This window comes from Chryseobacterium sp. 22543, assembly GCF_052044565.1.
In the GTDB taxonomy this organism is placed as follows: domain Bacteria; phylum Bacteroidota; class Bacteroidia; order Flavobacteriales; family Weeksellaceae; genus Chryseobacterium.
This window is the reverse complement of sequence record NZ_JBQENH010000001.1, coordinates 1,043,850-1,065,948: the sequence shown is the minus strand read 5'-3', so window position 1 is coordinate 1,065,948 and position 22,099 is coordinate 1,043,850. Positions and strand designations below refer to the sequence as shown.

The 22,099-nt window shown below is 36.9% G+C and carries 20 protein-coding genes and 1 tRNA gene; 8 read left to right on the top strand and 13 right to left on the bottom strand.

From position 1 onward, the window contains the following. Positions 1-26: 26 nt before the first annotated feature. The gene (locus ACTJIP_RS04780) at positions 27-1,127 is read right to left on the bottom strand and encodes an efflux RND transporter periplasmic adaptor subunit (protein ID WP_440704169.1); all 1,101 of its coding nucleotides are present in this window, start codon (positions 1,125-1,127) and stop codon (positions 27-29) included. A 4-nt stretch (positions 1,128-1,131) separates the two neighbouring features. Next, complete coding sequence (locus tag ACTJIP_RS04775) at positions 1,132-1,614, bottom strand: MgtC/SapB family protein (protein WP_077419088.1); 483 nt, start codon at positions 1,612-1,614, stop codon at positions 1,132-1,134. A gap of 403 nt (positions 1,615-2,017) precedes the next feature. Between ACTJIP_RS04775 and ACTJIP_RS04770 the strand changes: the two genes are divergently transcribed. Then, complete coding sequence (locus ACTJIP_RS04770) at positions 2,018-2,869, top strand: EamA family transporter (RefSeq protein ID WP_440704168.1); 852 nt, start codon at positions 2,018-2,020, stop codon at positions 2,867-2,869. Between the two features lie 12 nt (positions 2,870-2,881). Here ACTJIP_RS04770 and ACTJIP_RS04765 read toward each other — a convergent pair whose 3' ends face one another. Together ACTJIP_RS04765 and ACTJIP_RS04760 are read right to left on the bottom strand one after the other, a co-directional pair. Then, positions 2,882-4,243: an ATP-binding protein gene (locus tag ACTJIP_RS04765; RefSeq protein WP_180564512.1), complete on the bottom strand. Its 1,362-nt coding sequence runs from the start codon at positions 4,241-4,243 to the stop codon at positions 2,882-2,884. Between the two features lie 27 nt (positions 4,244-4,270). Further along, positions 4,271-4,975, bottom strand: coding sequence for a response regulator transcription factor (locus ACTJIP_RS04760; RefSeq protein WP_440704167.1), 705 nt, complete (start codon positions 4,973-4,975; stop codon positions 4,271-4,273). 101 nt (positions 4,976-5,076) lie between these two features. On the opposite strand from ACTJIP_RS04760, the gene ACTJIP_RS04755 reads away from it, so the two are divergent. Together ACTJIP_RS04755 and ACTJIP_RS04750 are read left to right on the top strand one after the other, a co-directional pair. Continuing rightward, on the top strand, positions 5,077-5,739 hold the full coding sequence (locus ACTJIP_RS04755) for a YiiX/YebB-like N1pC/P60 family cysteine hydrolase (RefSeq protein WP_180564510.1): 663 nt from the start codon (positions 5,077-5,079) through the stop codon (positions 5,737-5,739). A 160-nt stretch (positions 5,740-5,899) separates the two neighbouring features. Next, complete coding sequence (locus ACTJIP_RS04750; RefSeq protein WP_047386542.1) at positions 5,900-6,211, top strand: NIL domain-containing protein; 312 nt, start codon at positions 5,900-5,902, stop codon at positions 6,209-6,211. Positions 6,212-6,480: 269 nt separating this feature from the next. Here ACTJIP_RS04750 and murA read toward each other — a convergent pair whose 3' ends face one another. Together murA and ACTJIP_RS04740 are read right to left on the bottom strand one after the other, a co-directional pair. Beyond that, positions 6,481-7,788, bottom strand: a complete 1,308-nt coding sequence (gene murA, locus ACTJIP_RS04745; protein ID WP_047386545.1) for a UDP-N-acetylglucosamine 1-carboxyvinyltransferase — start codon at positions 7,786-7,788, stop codon at positions 6,481-6,483. Further along, positions 7,788-8,465, bottom strand: a complete 678-nt coding sequence (locus tag ACTJIP_RS04740) for a DUF4290 domain-containing protein (RefSeq protein WP_077419093.1) — start codon at positions 8,463-8,465, stop codon at positions 7,788-7,790. Before ACTJIP_RS04740 ends, murA begins: the two co-directional genes overlap by 1 nt. Before the next feature lie 187 nt (positions 8,466-8,652). Here ACTJIP_RS04740 and ACTJIP_RS04735 point away from each other — a divergent pair, with 187 nt between their 5' ends. Continuing rightward, entirely contained in the window at positions 8,653-10,092 is a 1,440-nt protein-coding gene (locus ACTJIP_RS04735; RefSeq protein WP_077419094.1) for an alpha-amylase, read from the top strand. A 202-nt stretch (positions 10,093-10,294) separates the two neighbouring features. Here the strand turns inward: ACTJIP_RS04735 and ACTJIP_RS04730 are convergent, their stop codons facing one another. Next, positions 10,295-10,705 (bottom strand): thiol-disulfide oxidoreductase DCC family protein, encoded by a 411-nt coding sequence (locus ACTJIP_RS04730; RefSeq protein ID WP_077419095.1) that lies wholly within the window; start codon positions 10,703-10,705, stop codon positions 10,295-10,297. A 4-nt stretch (positions 10,706-10,709) separates the two neighbouring features. Beyond that, the gene (locus ACTJIP_RS04725; protein ID WP_077419096.1) at positions 10,710-11,177 is read right to left on the bottom strand and encodes a heme-binding domain-containing protein; all 468 of its coding nucleotides are present in this window, start codon (positions 11,175-11,177) and stop codon (positions 10,710-10,712) included. 462 nt (positions 11,178-11,639) lie between these two features. Between ACTJIP_RS04725 and katG the strand changes: the two genes are divergently transcribed. Next, positions 11,640-13,919 (top strand): catalase/peroxidase HPI, encoded by a 2,280-nt coding sequence (gene katG, locus ACTJIP_RS04720; RefSeq protein ID WP_077419097.1) that lies wholly within the window; start codon positions 11,640-11,642, stop codon positions 13,917-13,919. A gap of 90 nt (positions 13,920-14,009) precedes the next feature. Here the strand turns inward: katG and ACTJIP_RS04715 are convergent, their stop codons facing one another. Continuing rightward, the gene (locus tag ACTJIP_RS04715) at positions 14,010-14,258 is read right to left on the bottom strand and encodes a hypothetical protein (protein WP_228408907.1); all 249 of its coding nucleotides are present in this window, start codon (positions 14,256-14,258) and stop codon (positions 14,010-14,012) included. A 143-nt stretch (positions 14,259-14,401) separates the two neighbouring features. Then, positions 14,402-14,472 (bottom strand) — tRNA-Gln (locus ACTJIP_RS04710). A 374-nt stretch (positions 14,473-14,846) separates the two neighbouring features. On the opposite strand from ACTJIP_RS04710, the gene der reads away from it, so the two are divergent. Together der and upp are read left to right on the top strand one after the other, a co-directional pair. Then, positions 14,847-16,157 carry a ribosome biogenesis GTPase Der gene (gene der / locus ACTJIP_RS04705; RefSeq protein WP_077419113.1) on the top strand — a complete coding sequence of 437 codons (1,311 nt, stop codon included), beginning with the start codon at positions 14,847-14,849 and terminating at the stop codon, positions 16,155-16,157. A 162-nt stretch (positions 16,158-16,319) separates the two neighbouring features. Next, entirely contained in the window at positions 16,320-16,970 is a 651-nt protein-coding gene (gene upp, locus ACTJIP_RS04700; RefSeq protein WP_180564506.1) for a uracil phosphoribosyltransferase, read from the top strand. A gap of 1 nt (position 16,971) precedes the next feature. Here the strand turns inward: upp and ACTJIP_RS04695 are convergent, their stop codons facing one another. The 3 genes from ACTJIP_RS04695 to ACTJIP_RS04685 form a co-directional block, all read right to left on the bottom strand. Beyond that, on the bottom strand, positions 16,972-17,658 hold the full coding sequence (locus ACTJIP_RS04695; protein WP_180564505.1) for an alpha/beta fold hydrolase: 687 nt from the start codon (positions 17,656-17,658) through the stop codon (positions 16,972-16,974). Positions 17,659-17,778: 120 nt separating this feature from the next. Beyond that, a complete protein-coding gene (locus tag ACTJIP_RS04690; protein ID WP_180564504.1) occupies positions 17,779-18,432 on the bottom strand; it encodes a ComF family protein in 654 nt (217 codons plus the stop codon). 472 nt (positions 18,433-18,904) lie between these two features. Further along, complete coding sequence (locus tag ACTJIP_RS04685) at positions 18,905-20,383, bottom strand: helix-turn-helix domain-containing protein (RefSeq protein ID WP_180564503.1); 1,479 nt, start codon at positions 20,381-20,383, stop codon at positions 18,905-18,907. Positions 20,384-20,509: 126 nt separating this feature from the next. On the opposite strand from ACTJIP_RS04685, the gene aceB reads away from it, so the two are divergent. Further along, the gene (gene aceB / locus ACTJIP_RS04680; RefSeq protein WP_180564502.1) at positions 20,510-22,084 is read left to right on the top strand and encodes a malate synthase A; all 1,575 of its coding nucleotides are present in this window, start codon (positions 20,510-20,512) and stop codon (positions 22,082-22,084) included. Positions 22,085-22,099: the final 15 nt, after the last annotated feature.

The window sequence follows — 22,099 nt, the reverse complement described above, 5'->3', positions numbered from 1 at the left end:
AGTTTTTGATTTCGCATCATTTTACATTATTTTGCATCCAGCATATAAATTCCCCCTTCAGTCATGATGGTTTCTCCGGGTTTTAACCCTGAAGTGATTCTTACTGTTTTCTGATCAGTCTCTCCTGTTGTCACTGAACGTTTTACATATTGACTCTTGCCTGTTTTTACCCATACATATTGGAAGTTATCCTGCTGCATCAAAGCGGTTACGGGAATCATCACTGCTTTTGCAGGAGTCGTGGAGAAGTTGACCGTAGCATACATGCCTGGTTTTAATTTTCTGTCTGGATTATCACATTCAATAAGGACTTTTATACTTCGGGTATCTTCATCTACAATTTCATTGATGTGATATACTTTTCCGGTAATATTTCTGTCCGGATACGCACTTACTTTTACAGAAACCTGATCTCCGGTATTCACAAAGCGGATGTCCTTTTCTTTTACATCACCGGAAATCCAGACTTTGGATAATTCTGCAATGATCATTACCGGATCAGCATCTCCTTTCAGATATTGGCCGTTTACAATTTTGTTGGAAATGATCTCTCCGCTGATGGGAGCTCTTACAATAAGAGGACTTCCTATACCTCCACCTTTACTGTTATAGACTTTCAAGGCAGAAGAAGCATTGGAGAGGGATGTTTTTTTATTTTTAAAATCCGTTTCCGCTTCATCCAGCTCCTTCTGAATACCTACGCCATGTTTTACGAGATCCTGCTGGCGTCTGTGATTTTTTTCGGCAAGCTGTACATCATTCAGGGCATCCGTATAATCTTTTTGAACCGAAAAATAATCTGAAGAAAGAATCTCAAAAAGAGGACTTCCGGCAGAAATATGTTGTCCAAGCTGAATAAATGATTTTGTAATTCTTCCGGAAAAGGGACTGGCAATTTCTGCATAATGATTAGGAATTGCCTGAATAGTTCCCGCTGAAATTACCCCATCGCTGTGTTCCTGTTCGGTAACAACCTGTGTTTTAATTTTTTTGAAAACGGGATTGTTTTCCGGAACAGTTACCTGGTTACCTTTTATCATTATTTCCGGTTCTTTATTTTGTTGAGATGTATTGTCTTTACAAGAGGCTGCAAAGAGAATAATACTACTTAAGATTATCTTTTTCATGATCTTAATACAATTGAGTGCTGTTACTGATTTTTACTTTTTCGTTGTTATTTTTCTTGGTACTGAACCATTTTTTGCTCCTTGCTTTTTTATGAGAAGAGAGAGTAGGTCTAAGGAATATATTGGTAGAGACAATAAAGAAAACTGTGATGAGGGCTTCTGCAGGATATCCCAGTGCACATAATGCGCCTATGGCCGCAGAACACCATAATGTGGCTGCTGTATTTAATCCTCTTACGGTAAGGCCGTCTTTCATGATAACGCCGCCGCCCAGGAAACCGATTCCGCTGACAATATAAGAGGTGATTCTTCCGGCTGCATCGCCACCAATTCTGATGGCAATCAATACGAATGCTGCAGAGCCAATGCAAACCAAAGTATTGGTTCTGAGTCCTGCATTTTTTTTTCGCCACTGTCTTTCAAAACCTATACCGGCACCCAGGCAGAATGCAGTCAGTAAACGAAGGGTAAATTCAAATGTATTCATAACTTTTCCTGTTTTTATAAAGCGTTGCAGCTGTACGGGAAAAGTGAGTACAACTAAAACTTTAAGATTGATAACTACTGTAAGGATCTGAGTCCATATGCTTTATTTTTTACTGTGCAAAAGTAGAAAAGCCTACCTTTTTTTACCGTTAGAAAAGCTTTAGAATGTTATTAGAAAATCATTAGAGAAAATCATTTCTGCTTTTTTAAGTTGATCCTGAAAGAGTCAATTATTGATTAGACCCTATTAATAAGAGTAAACTGTACCCATTGTAAAAGATAAAATTTCAATACATTTGGGGCAGGCAGTTTTACATGATGAATTTCACGATTTATCATGTAAATAAAAGTGTGTTTAATCGCGGAAATTTCTTTCCAAAATCTTTTGAATTATATATTTAGAAATGAAAAAATCAAACATAGCGATACCCGCTACATTGTTAGCGATCATATGTGTACAGGGAGGAGCTTCCATTGCCAAGCAGCTTTTTCCTGCCATTGGAGCTATTGGAACGGTTACTTTAAGAATTGTACTTTCAGCTGTTTTGCTTACGTTGATTAACCGTCCGAAATTTTTGCAGTTTGACAGACAAAAATGGAAATACTGTGCGATATACGGAATAGGTTTGGCAGCGATGAATCTTATTTTTTATATGGCGATTCAAAGAATTCCTTTGGGGCTGGCGGTTACTGTGGAATTTGCGGGACCTTTATTTCTTGCATTAGCTTTGTCCCGTAAACTGCTGGATGTTGTCTGGGCTTTGCTGGCCTGTGTGGGAATCTTGCTGATTGTTCCGTGGCAGAATGATCATGTTGATTTGGTAGGACTTGGGCTTGCCTTTCTTGCAGGGATGTTCTGGGCTCTTTATATCATAATGGGTGGAAAGGTTTCGAAAATAATGGACGGAAAAGATGCCGTGACTACCGGAATGATATTTGCGAGTATGGTGATTATTCCTTTTACAATATGGGATGGTGCGGTTTTCAATCTTACTCCGGTTATTTTTGTAAAAGGGCTTGGGGTTGCTATCCTTTCAAGTGCTTTGCCATTTTCATTAGAGATGATGGCTTTGAAGAAACTTCCTGCAAAAACTTTCAGTATTCTGATGAGTCTGGAACCTGCATTTGCAGCGCTTTCAGGATTGGTTTTTCTTGCTGAAGAATTATCTTTTTTACAGTGGATTTCTATTACCTGTGTAATTGCAGCCAGTATTGGAACTACAGTTTTCAATAAAAAATCTCTTTCTCACGAATAAGCAATAGAGAAATTAAATGATATCAAATATCACGGTAAAAATAGTATCATTATGATCTGATACGACTGTAATTTTTGCGTGGTGAAGGAGAATAATTTTCTCAGTAAGGAAAAGCCCTATTCCATGTCCTTTCTCCGGTTTGGGTATTTCACTTCTGTAAAAAGGTTTAAAAATATGTTCTAAATCTTCGCTAGGAATCATGTTTCCTTTGTTGGTAAAACTAATCAAAAGGATTTTCGCATTGCTTTTGACATCTATTGAACATATGTGTTCTGGTGAATATTTACAGGCGTTGTCAATAAGATTATTAAAAGCGACCTGCAGAAGATATTCATTTCCCTGGATGACCAGTTGATGCTCTTCTAACGACTCATCTATATTTAATGAAACTTTATATCCTGAATTTTCTTTTATGATTTTGGTGTAAGATTCCAGAAGAACCTCATCAAGACGAACTTCGGAAAAACTGATTTCGTTAGGGTCATAACTGGCTTTAGCGAGATCCATCAAACTATTGGACAGTTTTACCATATTTCGTGCATCTTCAAGCGCATATTGAATGGTTTCCTGATATTCTTCTTTGGTTTTATCTTTTTCAGAAGCCAGTTCCAGTTCGGTAATAATAGCAGCCAAAGGTGTTCTCAGTTCATGTGAAATGTTGGATACGAAATGCTTTTGTGAATCAAAAGAGTTCTCAAGTCTTTCCAGCATTCCGTTGAAGTTTTGAGCAAGTTCATTAAGTTCGTCTTTCTCTTTTGTTGTTTTAAGCCTTAATTGTAGTTTTCCGGCCGTGATTTTTTTAATCTGAGTGACCATTTCACTGAGCGGATTCAATGCTTTTTTGGAAAGAAATATTCCGGCCAGATAAATTAATATTAAAATACTGAAGAAAGAGATAATGCTGATGGTAAGAAGATGAGTGAGATATTCATATCCATATTGATCATAAGCTGCAGCGGTTACCGCATAAGTTTTTCCCTCATAATGATATACCATTCCGATCACCTGCAAATCGTTTAAAAAGAAATTGATTCTCTTTTTCTGGAATATCTGGGAAAGCATTTCCGGGGTTTCCTTTACATAATCCACTTTGGCATCATCATGATAAACGAGCTGCTTATTAATATCATAAATCGCTACCTGAACTTCATTTAGGGTTCTGGTATTGTTTTTATAAAGTTTGTGCATTTCCTGCTCCGGCAGTGAACTTCGGAAAAACAGATCTGCTTTGGCAATCGCTTCATTTTGAAGCTCACTGTAAAAAGATTTTTCTCTGGCTTCTTTGGATGAATAATAAATCGAAACGCTGTAAACACTTAAAAGCATTGCAGTGATTAAAGTAAAAAGCAGCGTAAGTCGGGTTCTTATTTTCATCCTGATATTTTTAGTTTATCTCAGTGATTACTGCACAAAGCCTGATTCATAGTCTTTTTTCAGGATAAATCCCATGCCGGCTTTGGTGTGGATCAGCTTAACTTCAAAATCTTTATCAATTTTTTTTCGGAGATAATTAATGTATACATCAATAAAATTCGTTCCTGTGTCAAAGTGGGTTTCCCACACTTTTTCTGCAATTTCACTTCGGGAAAGAACCCTTTCCGAATTTTCCAGCATGAATTTTAAGAGGTTAAATTCTTTCGGAGTCAGTTTTATTGGAGTATGATCTCTGCGCACCGTTTTCTGCTCCAGATTCATTTCAATTCCTTCATAGGTAAGAACAGACACTTTTTGCTGTCTCTGTTGTGAAAAGCGTTTCAGAAGTACTTTGATCCTTGCTGTCAGTTCGCGCATTTCAAAAGGTTTGGTAAGATAATCATCGGCTCCGGCATCAAATCCCTCCAGCTTGTCATCAGTAGTTCCCAGTGCAGTCAGCATAATTACAGGAAGATTCGGTTGTAATGCTTTGATTTCATTACAGAATTCAAGTCCGTTTTTTTTAGGCAGGACAATATCTGTGACTACCAGATCAAAATTGGTCTGCAAAGCCAGTTTCAAACCTATGATTCCGTCATATGCTACGGTTACCTCAAATTCAGCTTCCTGAAATCCTTTTGCAATCAGTTTTGAAAGTCTGTCATCATCTTCAACTAATAAAATATGTGGCATAAGAATCTGTGAAATGTTTGGGTTGATGTGAAGAATAGATCAATATTCCCACAAATGTAATGATTTCTATTTTGTAATTTTGGCACCGAAAGTATAATCAAATGTCTGAATTTAGAATTAAAAAAAGAAAAAATACTGTTGTTGGGTTTTTGTTCTGTCTGATGTTATTATTGATACAGTGCAAAAATACTTATTCCGGTAATGTACTGCTCAAAAATGGAGATCTGCTTTTCGTAACGGCTAAAGAATCGGGGCTTTCCGGTGCTATTAATAATGTGACTCAAAAACAAAAAATAGCTTCATTTGATCACATAGGAATTCTGGAAAAAGATGGTAACAAAATGTTTGTTTTGCATGCTGCGCCAAAAGGAGGTTCTCAGAAACAGGATCTGAAAGATTTTATCAAAGACCAGAAAGAAGATGGGCAGGAGGTAATTGTTTATCGTTTGAAGACCGAATACCAGAAAATAATTCCTGAAGCTGTTGAAAAAGCGAATTCTATGCTTGGAAAACCTTATAACTTCAATTACATCCTGGATGAAAATTCATATTACTGTTCAGATTTCGTTGAAAGAGCTTTTAGGGCAGAAAATATTTTCAAACTGGAGCCCATGACATTCATTGATCCTAAAACAGGAAAAACGAATGCATTCTGGGAAGAATTTTATACCAGGAAAAATCTGAAGATCCCTGAAGGAGAGCCTGGTTGTAACCCCAATGGACTTGCTGGTTCTGATAGATTAGAACGAGTAGGGAGTTATTAAAATATTGAGAGAAGCTGAAGAGGCTTCTTTTTTTTTATGTTAAAATTTAAAAAATATTAGTCTACTAATTTGGTGGACTAATATTTTTTTATATTTTTGTCACAGATTTAAATGCAGAACGCAATATGATCTTAGAAGTTTAACCAAAAAATGTTTAGCGATGATTACACCTAATCCGGGCCTGCAGGTTTTACAAAATAAAATTAACCTGCCTAAAAAAGAATTGTTATTGGAAATAGAGTTGAATGGCAAAATGAAATTTGAACATTTAATGAATACCATCTACAATCAATTTGGGATCTGTCATAGAGTGCTATCCGCTAATGTAGAGTATGTGAACGGATATAGTTTTGGTTCAGTGCAGTTATATATTAATGTCAGTTCAGAAGATTTTCAGCAGCTTGAAATCTATCTGAATAAAAATAAACTTATGAATACGACGGTGGAGTATATCTGCAGAAAGTATTTTTAAGTGAGATTCATATAGTTTTAATTACTCAAAGTGTCCGGTACTTTTACCGGACACTTTTTATTTTTTATTAAAAGCAGATATAAAAAAACAATAATTAATCGGTACAGAATTGAGGTTGCCTCAAAAGTGTCATTCTGAACGAGATGAAATGTAGTGAAGAATCTCATGTATTTGACTGATAATAAGATTCTTCCTTCGTCAGAATGACAAAAGTCAAACAAAAAAGCGCTCAGATTACTCTGAACGCTTCCATATTAAATAAAATAATTTTAAATTCTTTCGATATCAGCACCAATTGCTTTCAGCCTTCCATCGATATTTTCATATCCTCTGTCGATTTGTTCGATATTATGGATAATAGATTTTCCTTCTGCAGAAAGTGCTGCAATAAGAAGTGCATTTCCGGCTCTGATATCCGGGGAAACCATCGTTGTGCCTCTTAGAGGAGCTTCCTGGTTCAATCCGATTACCGTTGCTCTGTGTGGATCACATAAAATGATCTGAGCTCCCATGTCAATTAATTTATCAACAAAGAATAATCTGGATTCAAACATTTTCTGATGAACCAGAATACTTCCTTTTGCCTGAGTAGCTACCACTAAAATAATAGATAATAAATCCGGCGTAAATCCTGGCCAGGGAGCATCTGAAATAGTAAGGATAGACCCGTCAATAAATTTCTGAATTTTATAATGTTCCTGAGCAGGAATATAGATGTCATCACCACTTTGCTCAAGTTCGATTCCTAATTTTCTGAATGTATTCGGGATGACACCAAGCTGGTTCCAGTTTACATTTTTGATGGTAATTTCAGATTTCGTCATGGCCGCAAGACCAATCCAGGATCCGATTTCTACCATATCCGGAAGCATTGTATGCTCCGTTCCTCTCAGATAATCTACTCCTTCAATAGTAAGAAGGTTAGATCCGATTCCTGAGATATTGGCTCCCATTCTGTTCAGCATTTTACACAATTGCTGAAGATAAGGTTCGCATGCCGCGTTGTAGATTCTTGTTTTTCCTTTTGCCAGAGCTGCTGCCATTACAATATTAGCAGTTCCGGTAACAGAAGCTTCTTCCAATAAGATGAATTTTCCTCTTAATTCTTTAGCTTTTAAAGAATAGAAATATTCCTCTTCATCATAATTGAATTCAGCACCCAGTTCAACCAGCCCCTGGAAGTGAGTATCCAGTCTTCTTCTTCCGATTTTGTCACCTCCCGGAGTCGGCATATAAGCTTCTCCATAGCGGGCAAGCATCGGGCCCATCAGCATAATAGATCCACGCAGTTTTGCGCCGTCTTTTTTGAACTCGTTAGATTTTATATAATCAAAATTTACCTGATCAGCCTTGAAAGTATAATCTCCCTGTCCGTTTTTAGTAATTTTTACTCCAAAATCTCCAAGAATTTCAATCAGTCTGTTTACATCATGAATATCCGGAATATTTTTGATTCTTACTTCTTCGTCCGTAAGGAGAACCGCACATAAAATTTGTAGAGCCTCATTCTTGGCTCCTTGTGGAGTTATTTCGCCCTGCAGTCTTTTTCCTCCTCTTATCTGAAATGTTCCACTCATTACTTCCTGTTTTTATGATTGTTGTTGTTATGCCTTCTCTTGTTAGGCTGGTTATTGTTCTTATTATTGCTGTTGTTGCTGTTCCTATTGTTGTTATTGTTATTATTTCGGTTGTTGTTATTGCTGGTGTAATAGATTTTACTTTTTTCAAGTGAATCTATTCCCGTAAGGTCCAACCTGTTTTCAGACAGTTCTTTCAGGTGGCGGAAGATAACATCGTCCGTCACATGTTCTTTATTATAGACATTATAAGACTTCTTCATATTGTTGGCAATCACTTCGATAAGGGCCTCTTTTTCATCACCAGATTCCAGTTCGATTGCTTTTTCTATCAATTGAAGAATACTCTTTCCGTAAAACTTAAAGTCACCTTGAAGTTTTGGATATTCCATTCTTTTAGGTTTTTCTGCCAATTGTTCCGGAGTTGGGAACGGATAAGGAGAATCTACGTCCAGATCATGATTAGCAAGAATAAAAAGATGGTCCCAAAGTTTATGTTTATAATTTTCCTCGTCGCGAAGTTGTGGGTTTCTCTGACCCATAAAATCGATGATTGCCATAGCCATTTCATTCCTTTCCTCTTTGGTAGGAAGTTCTTTGCAGCGCTCAACCAACTGTTGTATTATTCTGCCATATTCCGGCATATTAAGCTGAGTTTTTTGGGTATTGTATTCCATAGTATGCAAATATATGGATTAAAAGAAAAATTGTTTCGAGAATCTGAAAAATTTATGATTTTTTAATGAAAATTTTAAATGGCTTTCTTCTTGATTTATTATTAAAAATTAAAATATTTCCCATTCGTTTGAATTTGTTTTCAATAAAATTGTATCTTGTTTAATAGATTGATAATTAATTATTACGATGAAAAAAACATATTTTTTCCTTTCCCTATTGGCTTTAGCACTGGTTAACTCTTGTCAGAACAGGGATGAATTGATTACGGAGACTTCCGGGCAGGAAGAAGTTCATAACAAAACTGTGAATGTCACTCATCATGACGGCCGACCTTTCAGTACCGGAAATGATTCCGGATCTATGCAGGGGAAGTTTATAGCAGGACCAGGTGGAGGAGTTTTGATGCAGGGCTTTTACTGGGATGTTCCTGAAGGGGGAAACTGGTGGAACACTGTTAAAGATAAATTAACTGCATGGTCCGATGCCGGAATTGGTGCTGTATGGCTGCCTCCAGCTTCAAAAGCGCAGAACGGAGCTTACTCTATGGGATATGATCCTACAGATTATTATGATTTTGGAAATTTTAATCAAAATGGAAGCGTGGAAACCCGTTTCGGATCAAGAACAGAACTTGAAGCACTGATTACAAAAGCGCACGCAGAAAGTATGCAGGTGTACGCAGATATTGTGATCAATCATAATAGTGGCGGACAATCCGAAGCCAATCCTTTTACAGGAACGAATACCTGGACTGATTTTTCAGGCGTTGCTTCCGGAAAATTTCAGAGAAACTACAATGATTTTTATAAAAATGCTTACGGAAACAATGATGAAGGAGCTTTTGGTGGATTTCCCGATCTGTCTCATGCCAACCCTCATGTGCAGGACTGGCTTTGGGGTAGAGACGATTCTGTTGCCAAATATTATAAGAATGTGATGAAATTTGATGGCTGGAGGTTCGATTACGTTAAAGGTTTCGGTCCTTGGGTTGTCAATACCTGGAATTCTAATGTAGGTGGATTTTCTGTTGGTGAACTATGGGATTCCAACGTAAATACATTGGAATGGTGGGCCAATAATGCGAACAGCTCTGTATTTGATTTTGCAGCTTATTATAAAATGGACGAGGCATTTGACAACGGAAATTTGAATGTTCTGAATGATGATATGATGTGGAAAAGAAATCCATACAAAGCAGTCACTTTTGTAGCCAATCACGACACAGATATTATTAACAATAAAATGCCGGCCTATGCCTATATTTTGACTCATGAAGGATATCCAACCATTTTTTACAGAGATTATGAAGAATGGCTGAACAAAGAAAGACTAAATAACCTGATCTGGATTCATAACAATAAAGCTACCGGAACAACTTCTATTCTGTATACCGATAATGATGAATATATCGCAAGACGAAACGGATATAATGGAAATCCCGGGCTGGTTGTTTATATCAATACATCATCAAGCTGGCAGGAAAGATGGGTAGAAACCAATTGGAGCAGCCAGCAGATCAAAGATTTCACCGGACACTCAGGCTGGTATCCTACAACTCAGGGAGATAAATGGGTGAAAATTCAATGCCCGCCAAACTCTTATTCTGTGTGGTCACTGAATTTATAAGTAATAAGTAATAAGTAATAAGTAATAAGTAATAAGCGGGTGATAGAATTATTTTTATAATCAATCCCAGTTTGTTTACTTATCCATCAAGTTTGTCATTCCGTAGGAATCTCCGCAACACATCATTTTAATGTTAGGTTGTCCGGTTTTTCTTACGGAATGGTATTTTATATAATCTGAAGGAAATTGTATATAAGAGAAACTACACCTGAATAAACTTTTTCTTCTGATGCTGATCCGGTAAATAACACTTCTGATTGGCAAGTTTCATCCTGTTTCTGGAAATAGTATCATATACTTTGTCGCTTAAAAAAGCAGGTATAATTTTTCCAATAAAGGAAAGTTTATAAACTCCTCCCAATAAGTTAGCGATTTCCAGTACTGCCCTTGATTTGATTTGATAATACCGTCCGGGCTTCCATAGATACATGGTATTGAATATATTAGTTTCCAGGCCTCTTTCGGATAAAAATTGTTGCCCGAAATCAGATTGTAGAGAAGCAAACATGAATTGGTCTTTCTTGTCACGCTCCAAAATCCACTGTACCCAGAAATTACAGACTCCGCAATCTCCGTCAAAAAACACAATATGTTTATTTTCCCAGTTTTCCACGACTTTATTTATTAAACATGATTCTTCTTTCGGTATCTTCTTTTACTTTTTTAAAGTATTGGATAAGTTCTGCACGCTGTTCATCCGAGAGTTTGGCATTCTGATGTCCTAAATAATAAGACTCAAGCGGCATTTCTTTTTTTTCAACCATTTCTATAGATTCCTCCAGTTTATGAAGCTGTCTTTTAGGTTCATATACTGCAAAGGTAGAAAAATTAAGATGTTTCCTGCCTTCATTAATATGATTTTTTACCCACCATGAAGCCGGGGAAATATTGGTATACCATGGATATGCTGTTTCATTGGAATGACAGTCGTAACAAGAAGTTCTGATGGTACGGGCAATTTTTTCCGGAGTGTTTTTGATCTTAAGAAAATCCATGCCGGGTGTAGGAGGCGGATTTGTTTTGTCAATAGGAAAAAACTGAATGATGATAAAAGCAACAAGAATGATAACAATTATTTTTTTCATAGCAGGTGTTTCATGTTTGGTAATGATAAAGGTAGTTAATTTATTTTTAGTGAGATAAAATCGGAAGCTTTAAGAGTGAGGTTGGAGGTGCTTTTAGAAGTTCTTGAAATAGTTCGTTTTTTTCAATTTTTATAAATATTAATCAAATATTTTCCGGCAATCATCAAACTTTCCTCTTCAAGCTTCCTTTCTTCCTTTTTCCATAAAATTCTTACGTTGAGTAATTCTAAATTGAGCCCTATACTGCTGTTTTTATTTAAGTTAATCTGAAAAATGATTAACTTAATACCACAATTTAGTCTTAATTCTCATGCAGTCGGAAATATATGTTTATAGTTTTTAACTATCGTTGAAATAAAAATTAATAGATTGTATTTATTACCCAAACGTTGTAGGTTTGTCATATTCTTACAACAGAGAATTTAAACTGTATTAATCAATATAAAAATAAAATAAACGACAATGGAAAACGATTTGAATGACATCAGTAAATGCCCGTTTCATAACGGAACAATGAAGAAGAGTGTAGCAGGCGGTGGAACCCAAAATTCTGATTGGTGGCCGGATCAGCTTAGAGTAGATCTTCTGCGCCAGCATTCTTCCCTTTCAGATCCTATGGACAAAGATTTTGACTATGCCAAAGCATTCGAAAGCCTGGATCTGGAGGCCGTAAAAAAAGATCTTCATGCATTAATGACAGATTCTCAAGACTGGTGGCCGGCAGATTTTGGTCATTATGGTCCTTTATTTATCCGTATGGCCTGGCACAGCGCAGGTACCTATCGGGTAGGAGATGGTAGAGGCGGAGCAGGGGCTGGTCAACAGCGTTTCGCACCCTTAAACAGCTGGCCGGATAATGTAAGCCTTGATAAAGCGAGAAGATTATTATGGCCGATTAAGCAGAAATATGGCAGAAATATCTCCTGGGCAGACCTTTTGATTCTTACCGGAAATATTGCCCTTGAATCAATGGGCTTCAAAACATTTGGGTTTGCAGGAGGACGTGCCGATGTTTGGGAACCGGATTCCGATGTATATTGGGGATCAGAAAAGACGTGGCTGGGAGGTGACTTACGTTATGCCCACGGTTCAGAAGGAGTTGTAGAAGGACATTCAGCAGTTCTTCCTACTGATGATAATGCAGACGGAGATATTCATTCAAGAAACCTTGAAAATCCATTGGCAGCCGTACAAATGGGACTTATTTATGTAAACCCTGAAGGTCCGGACGGAAATCCAGATCCTATTGCTGCCGCTAAAGATATCCGTGATACTTTCGGCCGTATGGCAATGAACGATGAAGAAACGGTTGCTTTGATCGCCGGAGGACATACTTTTGGTAAAACCCACGGGGCTGGTCCTGCAGATCATGTTGGCAAAGAACCTGAAGGAGCAGGAATTGAACAGCAGGGATTAGGATGGTCAAGCAGCTATAAATCCGGAAGTGGTAAAGACGCTATTTCCAGTGGCCTGGAAGTGACCTGGACAGAAACGCCGACTCAATGGAGTAATTATTTCTTTAAAAACCTTTTTGAAAATGAATGGGAATTGACAAAAAGTCCTGCCGGAGCTCACCAATGGGTAGCAAAGGATGGTGCTGATATTATTCCTGATGCATTCGATTCTTCTAAAAAGCATAAACCAACAATGCTTACAACGGACCTTTCATTGAGACTGGACCCTGCTTATGAAAAAATTTCTAGACATTTTTACGAAAATCCTGATGCATTTGCCGATGCCTTTTCAAGAGCATGGTTTAAGCTTACACACAGAGATATGGGACCGCGTGCCCGTTATTTGGGACCAGATGTACCACAGGAAGAACTGATCTGGCAGGATCCTATTCCGGAAGTGAATCATGAACTGGTTGACGGAAATGATGTGGAAGCATTAAAATCAAAAGTTTTAAATTCAGGATTAAGCAATGCTGAACTGATATCTACAGCCTGGGCTTCTGCTTCTACTTTCAGAGGAAGTGATAAGCGTGGGGGTGCCAATGGAGCCAGAATAAGATTGGAACCTCAAAGAAACTGGGAAGTGAATAATCCTTCACAGCTGAATAAAGTATTAGGAGTATTGGAAGGAATCCAGAAAGAATTCAACGATTCTCAAAACGGAGGTAAGAAAATCTCTTTAGCTGATCTTATTGTTCTGGCAGGTAATGCTGCGGTTGAAGTTGCTGCAAGAAATGCAGGACAGGATGTGAAAGTTCCATTTGCTCCGGGAAGAATGGATGCTTCTCAGGAACAAACCGATGTAGAATCTATGGGATATCTAGAGCCTATTGCCGATGGATTCCGTAATTACCTGAAAAGAAGATTTACCGTATCTACAGAATCTTTACTAATAGATAAAGCCCAACTGTTAAGTCTTACAGCTCCGGAACTTACTGTATTAGTAGGAGGTATGCGTGCTTTGGATACCAACTTTGATGGTTCAAAACATGGTGTATTTACCAGCCGTCCGGGAGTTCTTACCAATGATTTCTTCGTGAATCTTTTAGATATGGGAACTCAATGGAAAGCTATGTCAGACGATCAGCAGCTTTACATGGGAAGTGATCGTTCAACCGGCCAGCCAAAATGGACGGCTACCCGAGCTGATCTTGTTTTCGGATCCAATTCCGAATTGAGAGCGATTGCTGAGGTATACGGAAGTGCCGATGCACAAGGTAAATTTGTAAAAGACTTTGTGGCAGCATGGACGAAAGTGATGAATCTGGATAGGTTTGATCTGGTTTAATCTTTTTTAATCATATAAAATAACAGGCTGTCTTGAAAAGGCAGCCTGTTATTTTATATTGTTGACTATGAAGGTCAGGAGAAACTTTATTTATTGGTTTCTTTTTAATTTAATAATTTCTTCTACTAACAGTGGAATTACGTTTCTTGCCATAGCAATGAAATCCTGATCTTCAGGTTTTATTGAAATGAATTCTATATCATAGTCTCTCTTTTCTTCTCCAGTCATTATAAAACTGGATCCGGAATCGAAATCTCTGCCTTCAATATATGATGTCCATGGAGATGGGGTAGCGTTATTACATACTTCCATGATGTTTTTTAATTCTGATTCTGTCATTTTACTCAGTTTTATTCGGATTTTTTGAGTGCTGGATTAAAAAAATAGGTCTGTTCTGTCGTTATTCGTGATCGGGATTACAATTTAAGAATTTGTCATAAAGATATAAAAAACAAAAACCATCCTTAAAAAAGGATGGTTTGTAGACCCACAGGGATTCGAACCCCGACTGACGGTACCAAAAACCGGAGTGCTACCGTTACACTATAGGTCTGTTTCTATGTTGCGAAATTATAGAATTTATTTTAAATATGAAAATCAAAATTAAAGATTAATTAACATAATACATGGGCAATTGCTTTATGTATTGATTGCCAAATAATTATTTTCTGATAAAAATCTTCAAAAAAATATGCTTTAGCCTGAAATAGGAGACTCACAGATGTTGTCAGTTCAATTTTAATCTTAACGAACATGATATTTTATCCGGTGAATAGCAACTTCCAGCCTTCTTCTTCCAGCTCCCATCCTTAAAAGCCTCGTTAAATAATAAAATCTTATCTTTGCAAAAAATTGGGCTCCAAAAGTTGGAGTAACCCATTAATAACATATCCTGAGCATAAGCAGAAGGATTATTAAACATTTTTTATGTCAAATATTGTCGCAATCGTTGGACGTCCAAACGTAGGAAAATCCACGCTTTTTAATCGTTTATTAGAAAGAAGAGAAGCTATTGTAGATTCTACAGCCGGTGTTACCAGAGACCGTCACTACGGAAAATCAGACTGGAACGGGGTAGATTTTACTGTAATTGATACCGGAGGTTATGATGTAGGTACAGATGATATCTTTGAAGAAGAAATCCGTAAGCAGGTACAATTGGCTGTAGAAGAGGCTACTTCCATTATCTTTATGATGAACGTGGAAGAGGGACTTACTGATACAGATTACGAAATTTACAGTTTATTAAGAAGATCCAATAAACCGATTTATATCGTTATCAATAAAGTAGATTCTGCAAAAGAAGAACTTCCGGCAACAGAATTCTATCAGTTAGGAATTGATAAATATTACACTCTTTCTTCTGCTACCGGTTCAGGAACAGGAGAAATCTTAGACGATATCGTTAGAGACTTTCCAACAACAGAATATAAAGATCCTTTCGAAGGATTACCTAAAATCACTATTGCAGGCCGTCCGAACGTAGGAAAATCTACAATGACAAATGCTTTATTGGATGTTGAAAGAAATATCGTAACGGATATTGCAGGAACTACAAGAGACAGTATCCAGACTTTATATAACAAATTCGGACATGAATTTGTATTGGTAGATACTGCAGGGATGAGAAGGAAATCTAAGGTAAACGAAGATCTTGAATTCTATTCTGTAATGAGATCTATCCGTTCTATCGAGTATTCTGACGTAGTAATCATTATGGTGGATGCTACACAAGGATGGGAATCTCAGGATATGAACATCTTCGGACTGGCTCAGAAAAACAGAAAAGGAATTGTAATCCTTGTGAATAAATGGGATTTGATTGAAGACAAGCAGACCAATACAATGCGTGATTTTGAACAATCAATCAAAGATAAAATCGGTCAGTTCCAGGATATTCCAATCCTATTTGTTTCAGCTTTAACGAAGCAGAGAATCTTAAAGGCTGTAGAAGTAGCCATGGAGGTTTATGAAGACCGTAAGAAGAAAATTAAAACTTCAAAACTGAATGAAGTAATGCTTCCAATCTTCGAAAATACGCCACCACCTGCATTGAAAGGGAAGTATATTAAAATCAAATATTGTGTTCAGCTTCCTACGCCGTCACCACAGTTTGTGTTTTTCTGTAACCTTCCACAGTATGTGAAAGAACCTTATAAAAGATTTACTGAAAATCAGTTGAGAAAACAATTCGGATTTACCGGAGTTCCGATTGAAGTATATTTCAGACAAAAATAATAAGAACAAGTGTTCATTGGAAACTCCGGCAAGCGAAGCTTGCCGGAGTTTTTTATAAAATCAGATCAGAGTTTCTCATTTAGCCCAATCTTTCAATTCGTTTTTTAGTTGTAATTTTGTAGGAATTAATGTCAATTAACTGAAATTAAAAATAAAATTTTCATGCTTACTATTTTATCGCAAAACTTTTCTCTTGTCAATGAATGGATTAACGAACTTAGAAACGTTAATGTTCAGCATGACCGAATGAGATTCAGAAGAAATATGGAAAGAATCGGGGAGATTGCCGCTTTTGAAATCAGTAAAGGTCTGGAGTACAGAGAAGTTGAAATTCAAACTCCTTTAGATACAATTAAAAGCAGGGAAATTGCTGTACAGCCTGTTATTACAACCATTTTAAGAGCGGGAGTTCCATTGTTTGAAGGAATTCTGAACTATCTCGACAGAGCCGACTGCGGTTTTGTAGCTGCCTACAGAAAACATGATGCCAACGATTATTTCTCAATCAAGCAGGATTATCTGACTTGCCCAAGCATCGAAGGCAGACCTTTGATTGTAGCAGACCCAATGCTGGCAACAGGAGCTTCTTTAATTGAAGCAATCAAAGACCTGTTAACCAATGGAAATCCAACCCAGCTTCATATTGTTGCAGCCATTGCATCAAAACAAGGCGTTGAAACCATTCAGAATGCCTATCCTGAAGCTCACATCTGGGTAGGAGCTATTGATGAAGAGTTAACATCAAAAGGTTATATTACTCCTGGTTTAGGAGATGCCGGAGATCTTAGTTACGGAGAAAAACTTCAAAGATAATTTAAGAAAGATTCCAGAAATCTTTTATTAAGTTCAACAATAGACTTGGTCGTACTTTATCCAGTGGATGTTTTGTGTCTGGAAGTACGGCCAATTTTGCATTCGGAAGACTTCTGTAAACCCTGGAGCTTTCTTCGAGAGTTACCATATTATCTTTATCTCCTACCATGATTTGAATGGGAATATTAATCGTCGCAAGATTATTTTCCAACGGAGGATTTTTACCTAAATCAATCATCAAATCAGCAATAGCAGGAAGAAGCTGCTTCCATTTTGATCCGTGTTGTGATTCTAAAACCTGAGCATATTGTGGAATTTTCTCAAGAATGACATCAGGACTAAGCATTTTACTTTCTTTTAAAGCCTGCTCCTCAGTCCAGTCAAACTTTGTTCCCAGCGTTATAATAGAATTTACATTTTCAGGATTCTTCATCGCGTAACAGAGTGCCGCATAACCACCCATACTGTGCCCGAAAATAGATACATCTGTCAAATTATTTGCTTCACAATATTCTGATAGCTCCTGAGTATACTTTTCAATACTAATACCCTCTGCCGGAAGTTCCAGATCTCCATGTCCTGAAAACAAAGGAGTGTGTACTGTAAAATAGTGAGATATAGTTTTCAGATAAGGCGTGAAAATGTCGCTGTGACCTAAAGCTCCGTGTAATAAAAGCAGATGTGGCATAGTGGTTTAGTTTCCGGAAAATTAAGAAAAAGATTTGAACGATGAAAATGTCGGGTGATTGAAAGGTTTTACATATTTGAATCTCGTATTCATAATAGATTTCCTGACTCATTTCTTATCTTAAACATCTATTGCTATTACTAATACACTCACTTTGTTATTTCCGGCATTTAAAATTTCCCATGCAACCGATGAAACGGTATTCCCTGTGGTAAAAACATCATCAATCAGAAGAATATGTTTTCCTGAAACCGATTGTGTGATAGAGAATGTGTTGACAGCTTCCAATCTGTGTTTCTTATCCTTTAAAGCCTGTGCCTTTGAATAATGATTTCTTTTGATTAATTGATGATCAAAGGGGATGTCATAAAATGCCGCTAAGGTTTCTGTGAATAAATGAAGCTGGTTGTATCCACGTTCCTTCATTTTTTTTGGATGAAGCGGTACACTTACCAAAAGATCAGGTTTCTCGTTCTTAAAGTCCAGGCGTTCTGTGGTCCAGTCTGCAAGGATCTTTCCAGCTTTTTCCCGGCCTTTGTATTTCAGCTCATGGATAATCTGCCGGCTTAAGCTCTCCTCTTCAAATTGCAGTAAAGCAAAGGTGTTTTCAATAGGAAAAAACAAACTGCATTTCTCCTTAATCGGATTATTTTCAAAATAGGAATAGTGGGTAAAATGGAGCTGGCTAAAACAAAGATCACATACCAAAAGTTCAGAATCAATGATTTTGTTGCAGTGGATACAACGGTTCGGAAACAATAAATCTACTATCATGACTGTGTTTTGTACTAAGATAGGAAATAAAGGTCAATTAAGTCAATGGTGAATTTTACTTCGTAAGTGAATTGAAGGTGAAAAAGTTCATAAACGAATATTTCATAGCAGTATTAAAAATTCACAAGTGAAGCGAATTGACGATTCACCATTCATCATTTAGTTTTGTATTGGTACTAATCAACTTTTGCTTTCCGAAGGTAATAGTGAATAATTATTAACGCTAATGTTCGGAATGTTTATTAATCTACATTATTTATTCGTAAAGGCATTTCATTAAGCAGATGGACAGACTTTTCTTTGCTGAGTGAAACGCCATAGCGCCCGAAAAAACTATAAAATATTATAAAAACTTTGCGAACTCTGCGTTTAAGATTTACGTATTATTCTTAGATTTAAAACATGTATTACGTATCTCAAAACATATTTAAAATTCGCAAGCGAAGCGGATTGACGATTCACCATTCATCCCTTAATTCTCAAACCTCTTCCTTATCTTCTCCACAGAACTTTTCATACTCAGGTTAAAATGTTCCTTTTCCAGCCTTACCGGAGGAGCCTGCCTCACTTCACAATCTGCAATACTGCACGATTCACAGGTAACTCCAACATTGATCGTTTTTAAAGAAGGAGATTTTATAAAGCTTATTTTTTTGATCGTTTGAGTATTCAATAAAATTCCCAAACAATAGCTTCTGTTGCTTCCGTCTGAAAAAGGGTTCTTTTGCGAAGTGGAAATGACAAGATAACTTATTCCCTGGTCTTTATAATGGGAGATCTGAGCATCCGTCAATGTTTCATTTTCTTTTAAATGATCAAGGTTTTTCACGGCAATCCACCGTCTGCAGTAATGCTCGTTGGTTGCATTGGCATGAGGAGCCTGCTGATGGTTCAGATGAAGTTCTTTTAAAATCTGAATCTTATCCGAATTTTTCTTTTTTACCAGACACAGATAAAACAAATCTTTAATTCCCATTTCAGCCGAAAGAATATTAGTCAGTCGGTAGTAGAACGTTTCAGGGGAACGGGTAAAACTGTTAATAAGATTTTCAAAATTTTCAGATTCCCATGTATTGTGCTGAAAAAATTCTGATGTCTTCTCAATGACAGGCTCTTTTGAAATTAATAAAGCCCCTGCAAAATAAGAAGCATAAAAGTTATTGAGAATTTCCTCAAAACTTCCAAAGTCAAGCCATGAATAGGTGTTTGGACGTATTTTTAGTTCCAGAACATTGAAGCCGATTTCTTTAGCGAGGATAAATGTTTTCTGATCCTTTTCCAGTTTTTGATTCAGTAGTAATAGTTTTTTCTCCGGAATAAAAAGCGAACGAAGGTTATCCAGCGTTCCATATTTTTCAAAATCTTCAGATTGAATCGTATAGCTGAATTTTTCTGTAAGAATTTTTTCCAGAATTTCAGACTTTAAATTTTTGCCGGGTTTTATCTGATTTTCCTGAGTAAACAGATTTACTTTTTCTTCAATTTCCGGAAAATAATTGTCATATAATTCCTGGAATGATCTTAATACGGCAAAATAAAATCTTTCTTTGCCAAGATTATAATTCTGGGAAATCTCAATCAGGGCATTGATGAAAGCCGTCACCTTTTTGGGAGCATCACTGATAATGCTGATAAGATTGTTTTTGTTGATTCCGAACAGCTCCAATGGTACTTCTTTGAAAAAATCAGACTGCAGAATTTCATTGAAAGGAGCCAGACTTTTATCGAGTTTGGTGGACACCAGATCATCAAACGTACAGCTCAGTGCTTCAGAAAGCTGGATGATCTTATCGTGTTTGGGATATTTTTTTCCGTTTTCAATTTCGTTAAGATAAGATTTTGATAATCCTGTCTTTACAGCAAGATCCTGCAGAGACCAGTTTTTCTTTTGTCTCTGCTGTTTCAGTTTTAACCCGAAAACTGTTTTGATAAAGTCACTTTCTGAATTCATTACTCAAATATAAATAATTAGATGCGATTATTCGCATAATAATTTTTGAATAAATTTAGCGAACGTTCGCTGTTTGTGAAAATTTTTATTTATGTTTGTAATATCAAATCACAAAATCAATATGTTATGGAAACCAAGACTCAATTAGAAATAAAAGCTCAGAAGCAGTTTGAAGCAGTTTTTACTCCAGATTTGATGGATTTTCTGATTGCACTTCATCAGAACTTCAATCATAAAAGACTGGAACTTTTAAAAGTAAGAAAAAATACCCAGCAGAATTTTGATCAAGGAAAGCTTCCTGAATTTTTAAAAGAAACAGAAGAAATCCGTAATGGGAATTGGGTATGTGCCTCTTTGCCGGAAGATTTGTCAGACAGAAGAGTAGAGATTACAGGACCTGTAGACCGCAAGATGATTATCAATGCATTAAATTCAGGGGCTTCTACGTTTATGGCAGATCTTGAAGACAGCAGCTCGCCGGTATGGGAAAACTGTATTCAGGGACAGATTAATCTTTCTGATGCTATTAACCGTACTATTGATTTTGTAAACGAAGCAGGAAAAACTTATAAGCTTAACGAAAAACCTGCAGTTTTACAGGTTCGTCCACGTGGTCTTCACCTTCCGGAGAAGCATATTGAAATCAATGGTGAAAAAGCTTCCGGTTCGCTGATTGATTTTGGACTGTATTTTTTCAGAAATGCAAAGTCGCTTTTAGAAAAGGGAAGTGGTCCTTACTTCTACCTTCCGAAACTGGAACATTATAAAGAAGCCCGTTGGTGGAATGAGGTTTTTGTCTTTGCCCAAAACTATCTGGGAATTCAGCAGGGAACAATTAAAGCCACAGTTTTGATCGAAACCATTACGGCTTCATTTCAGATTGATGAAATTTTATTTGAATTAAAAGAACATAGTGCAGGACTGAACTGCGGCAGATGGGATTATATTTTTTCCTATATCAAAAAATTCAGAAACCTTCCGGAGTTTATTGTACCGGACAGAGATCAGGTGACCATGACTTCTCCTTTTATGAGTGCCTATTCAAAAAGAGTCATCGAAATATGCCATAAGAGAAATGTACATGCTATCGGCGGAATGGCCGCTCAAATTCCTGTAAAAGACAATGATGAAGCCAATAATATTGCTTTTGAAAAGGTAAGAAGTGATAAAGAACGGGAAGTGAAAAATGGTCATGACGGAACCTGGGTAGCACATCCAGCCTTAGTTTCAGTAGCAAAAGAAATTTTTGACAAGCATATGCCTTCCAAAAATCAGATTGACAAGAAATTTGAATATCACATAACAGAAAGTAATCTGCTGGAAATTCCCAAAGGTGAGATTACCGAAAAAGGAGTCAGAAAAAATATCAACGTAGGAATTCTCTACCTCGAAAGCTGGCTGATGGGAACCGGTGCTGCTGCTATTTATAATCTGATGGAAGATGCTGCTACAGCAGAGATTTCAAGAACACAGATCTGGCAATGGCTGAAAAATGAAGCGGTGTTAAGTGATGACAGAACATTGACCCGAAGTATGATTTTACAGTGGGAAAGCGAAGAAATGGACAATATTGAAAAATATGTAGGCGAAACCCGTTTCAAAAACGGAAAATTCAACCTTGCCAAAGAACTTTTCAATGAGCTGATCTTCTCTGAGAATTTTGAAGAATTTCTAACCCTTAAAGCTTATCCTTTTATTTAGTGAAAATATTGGTTG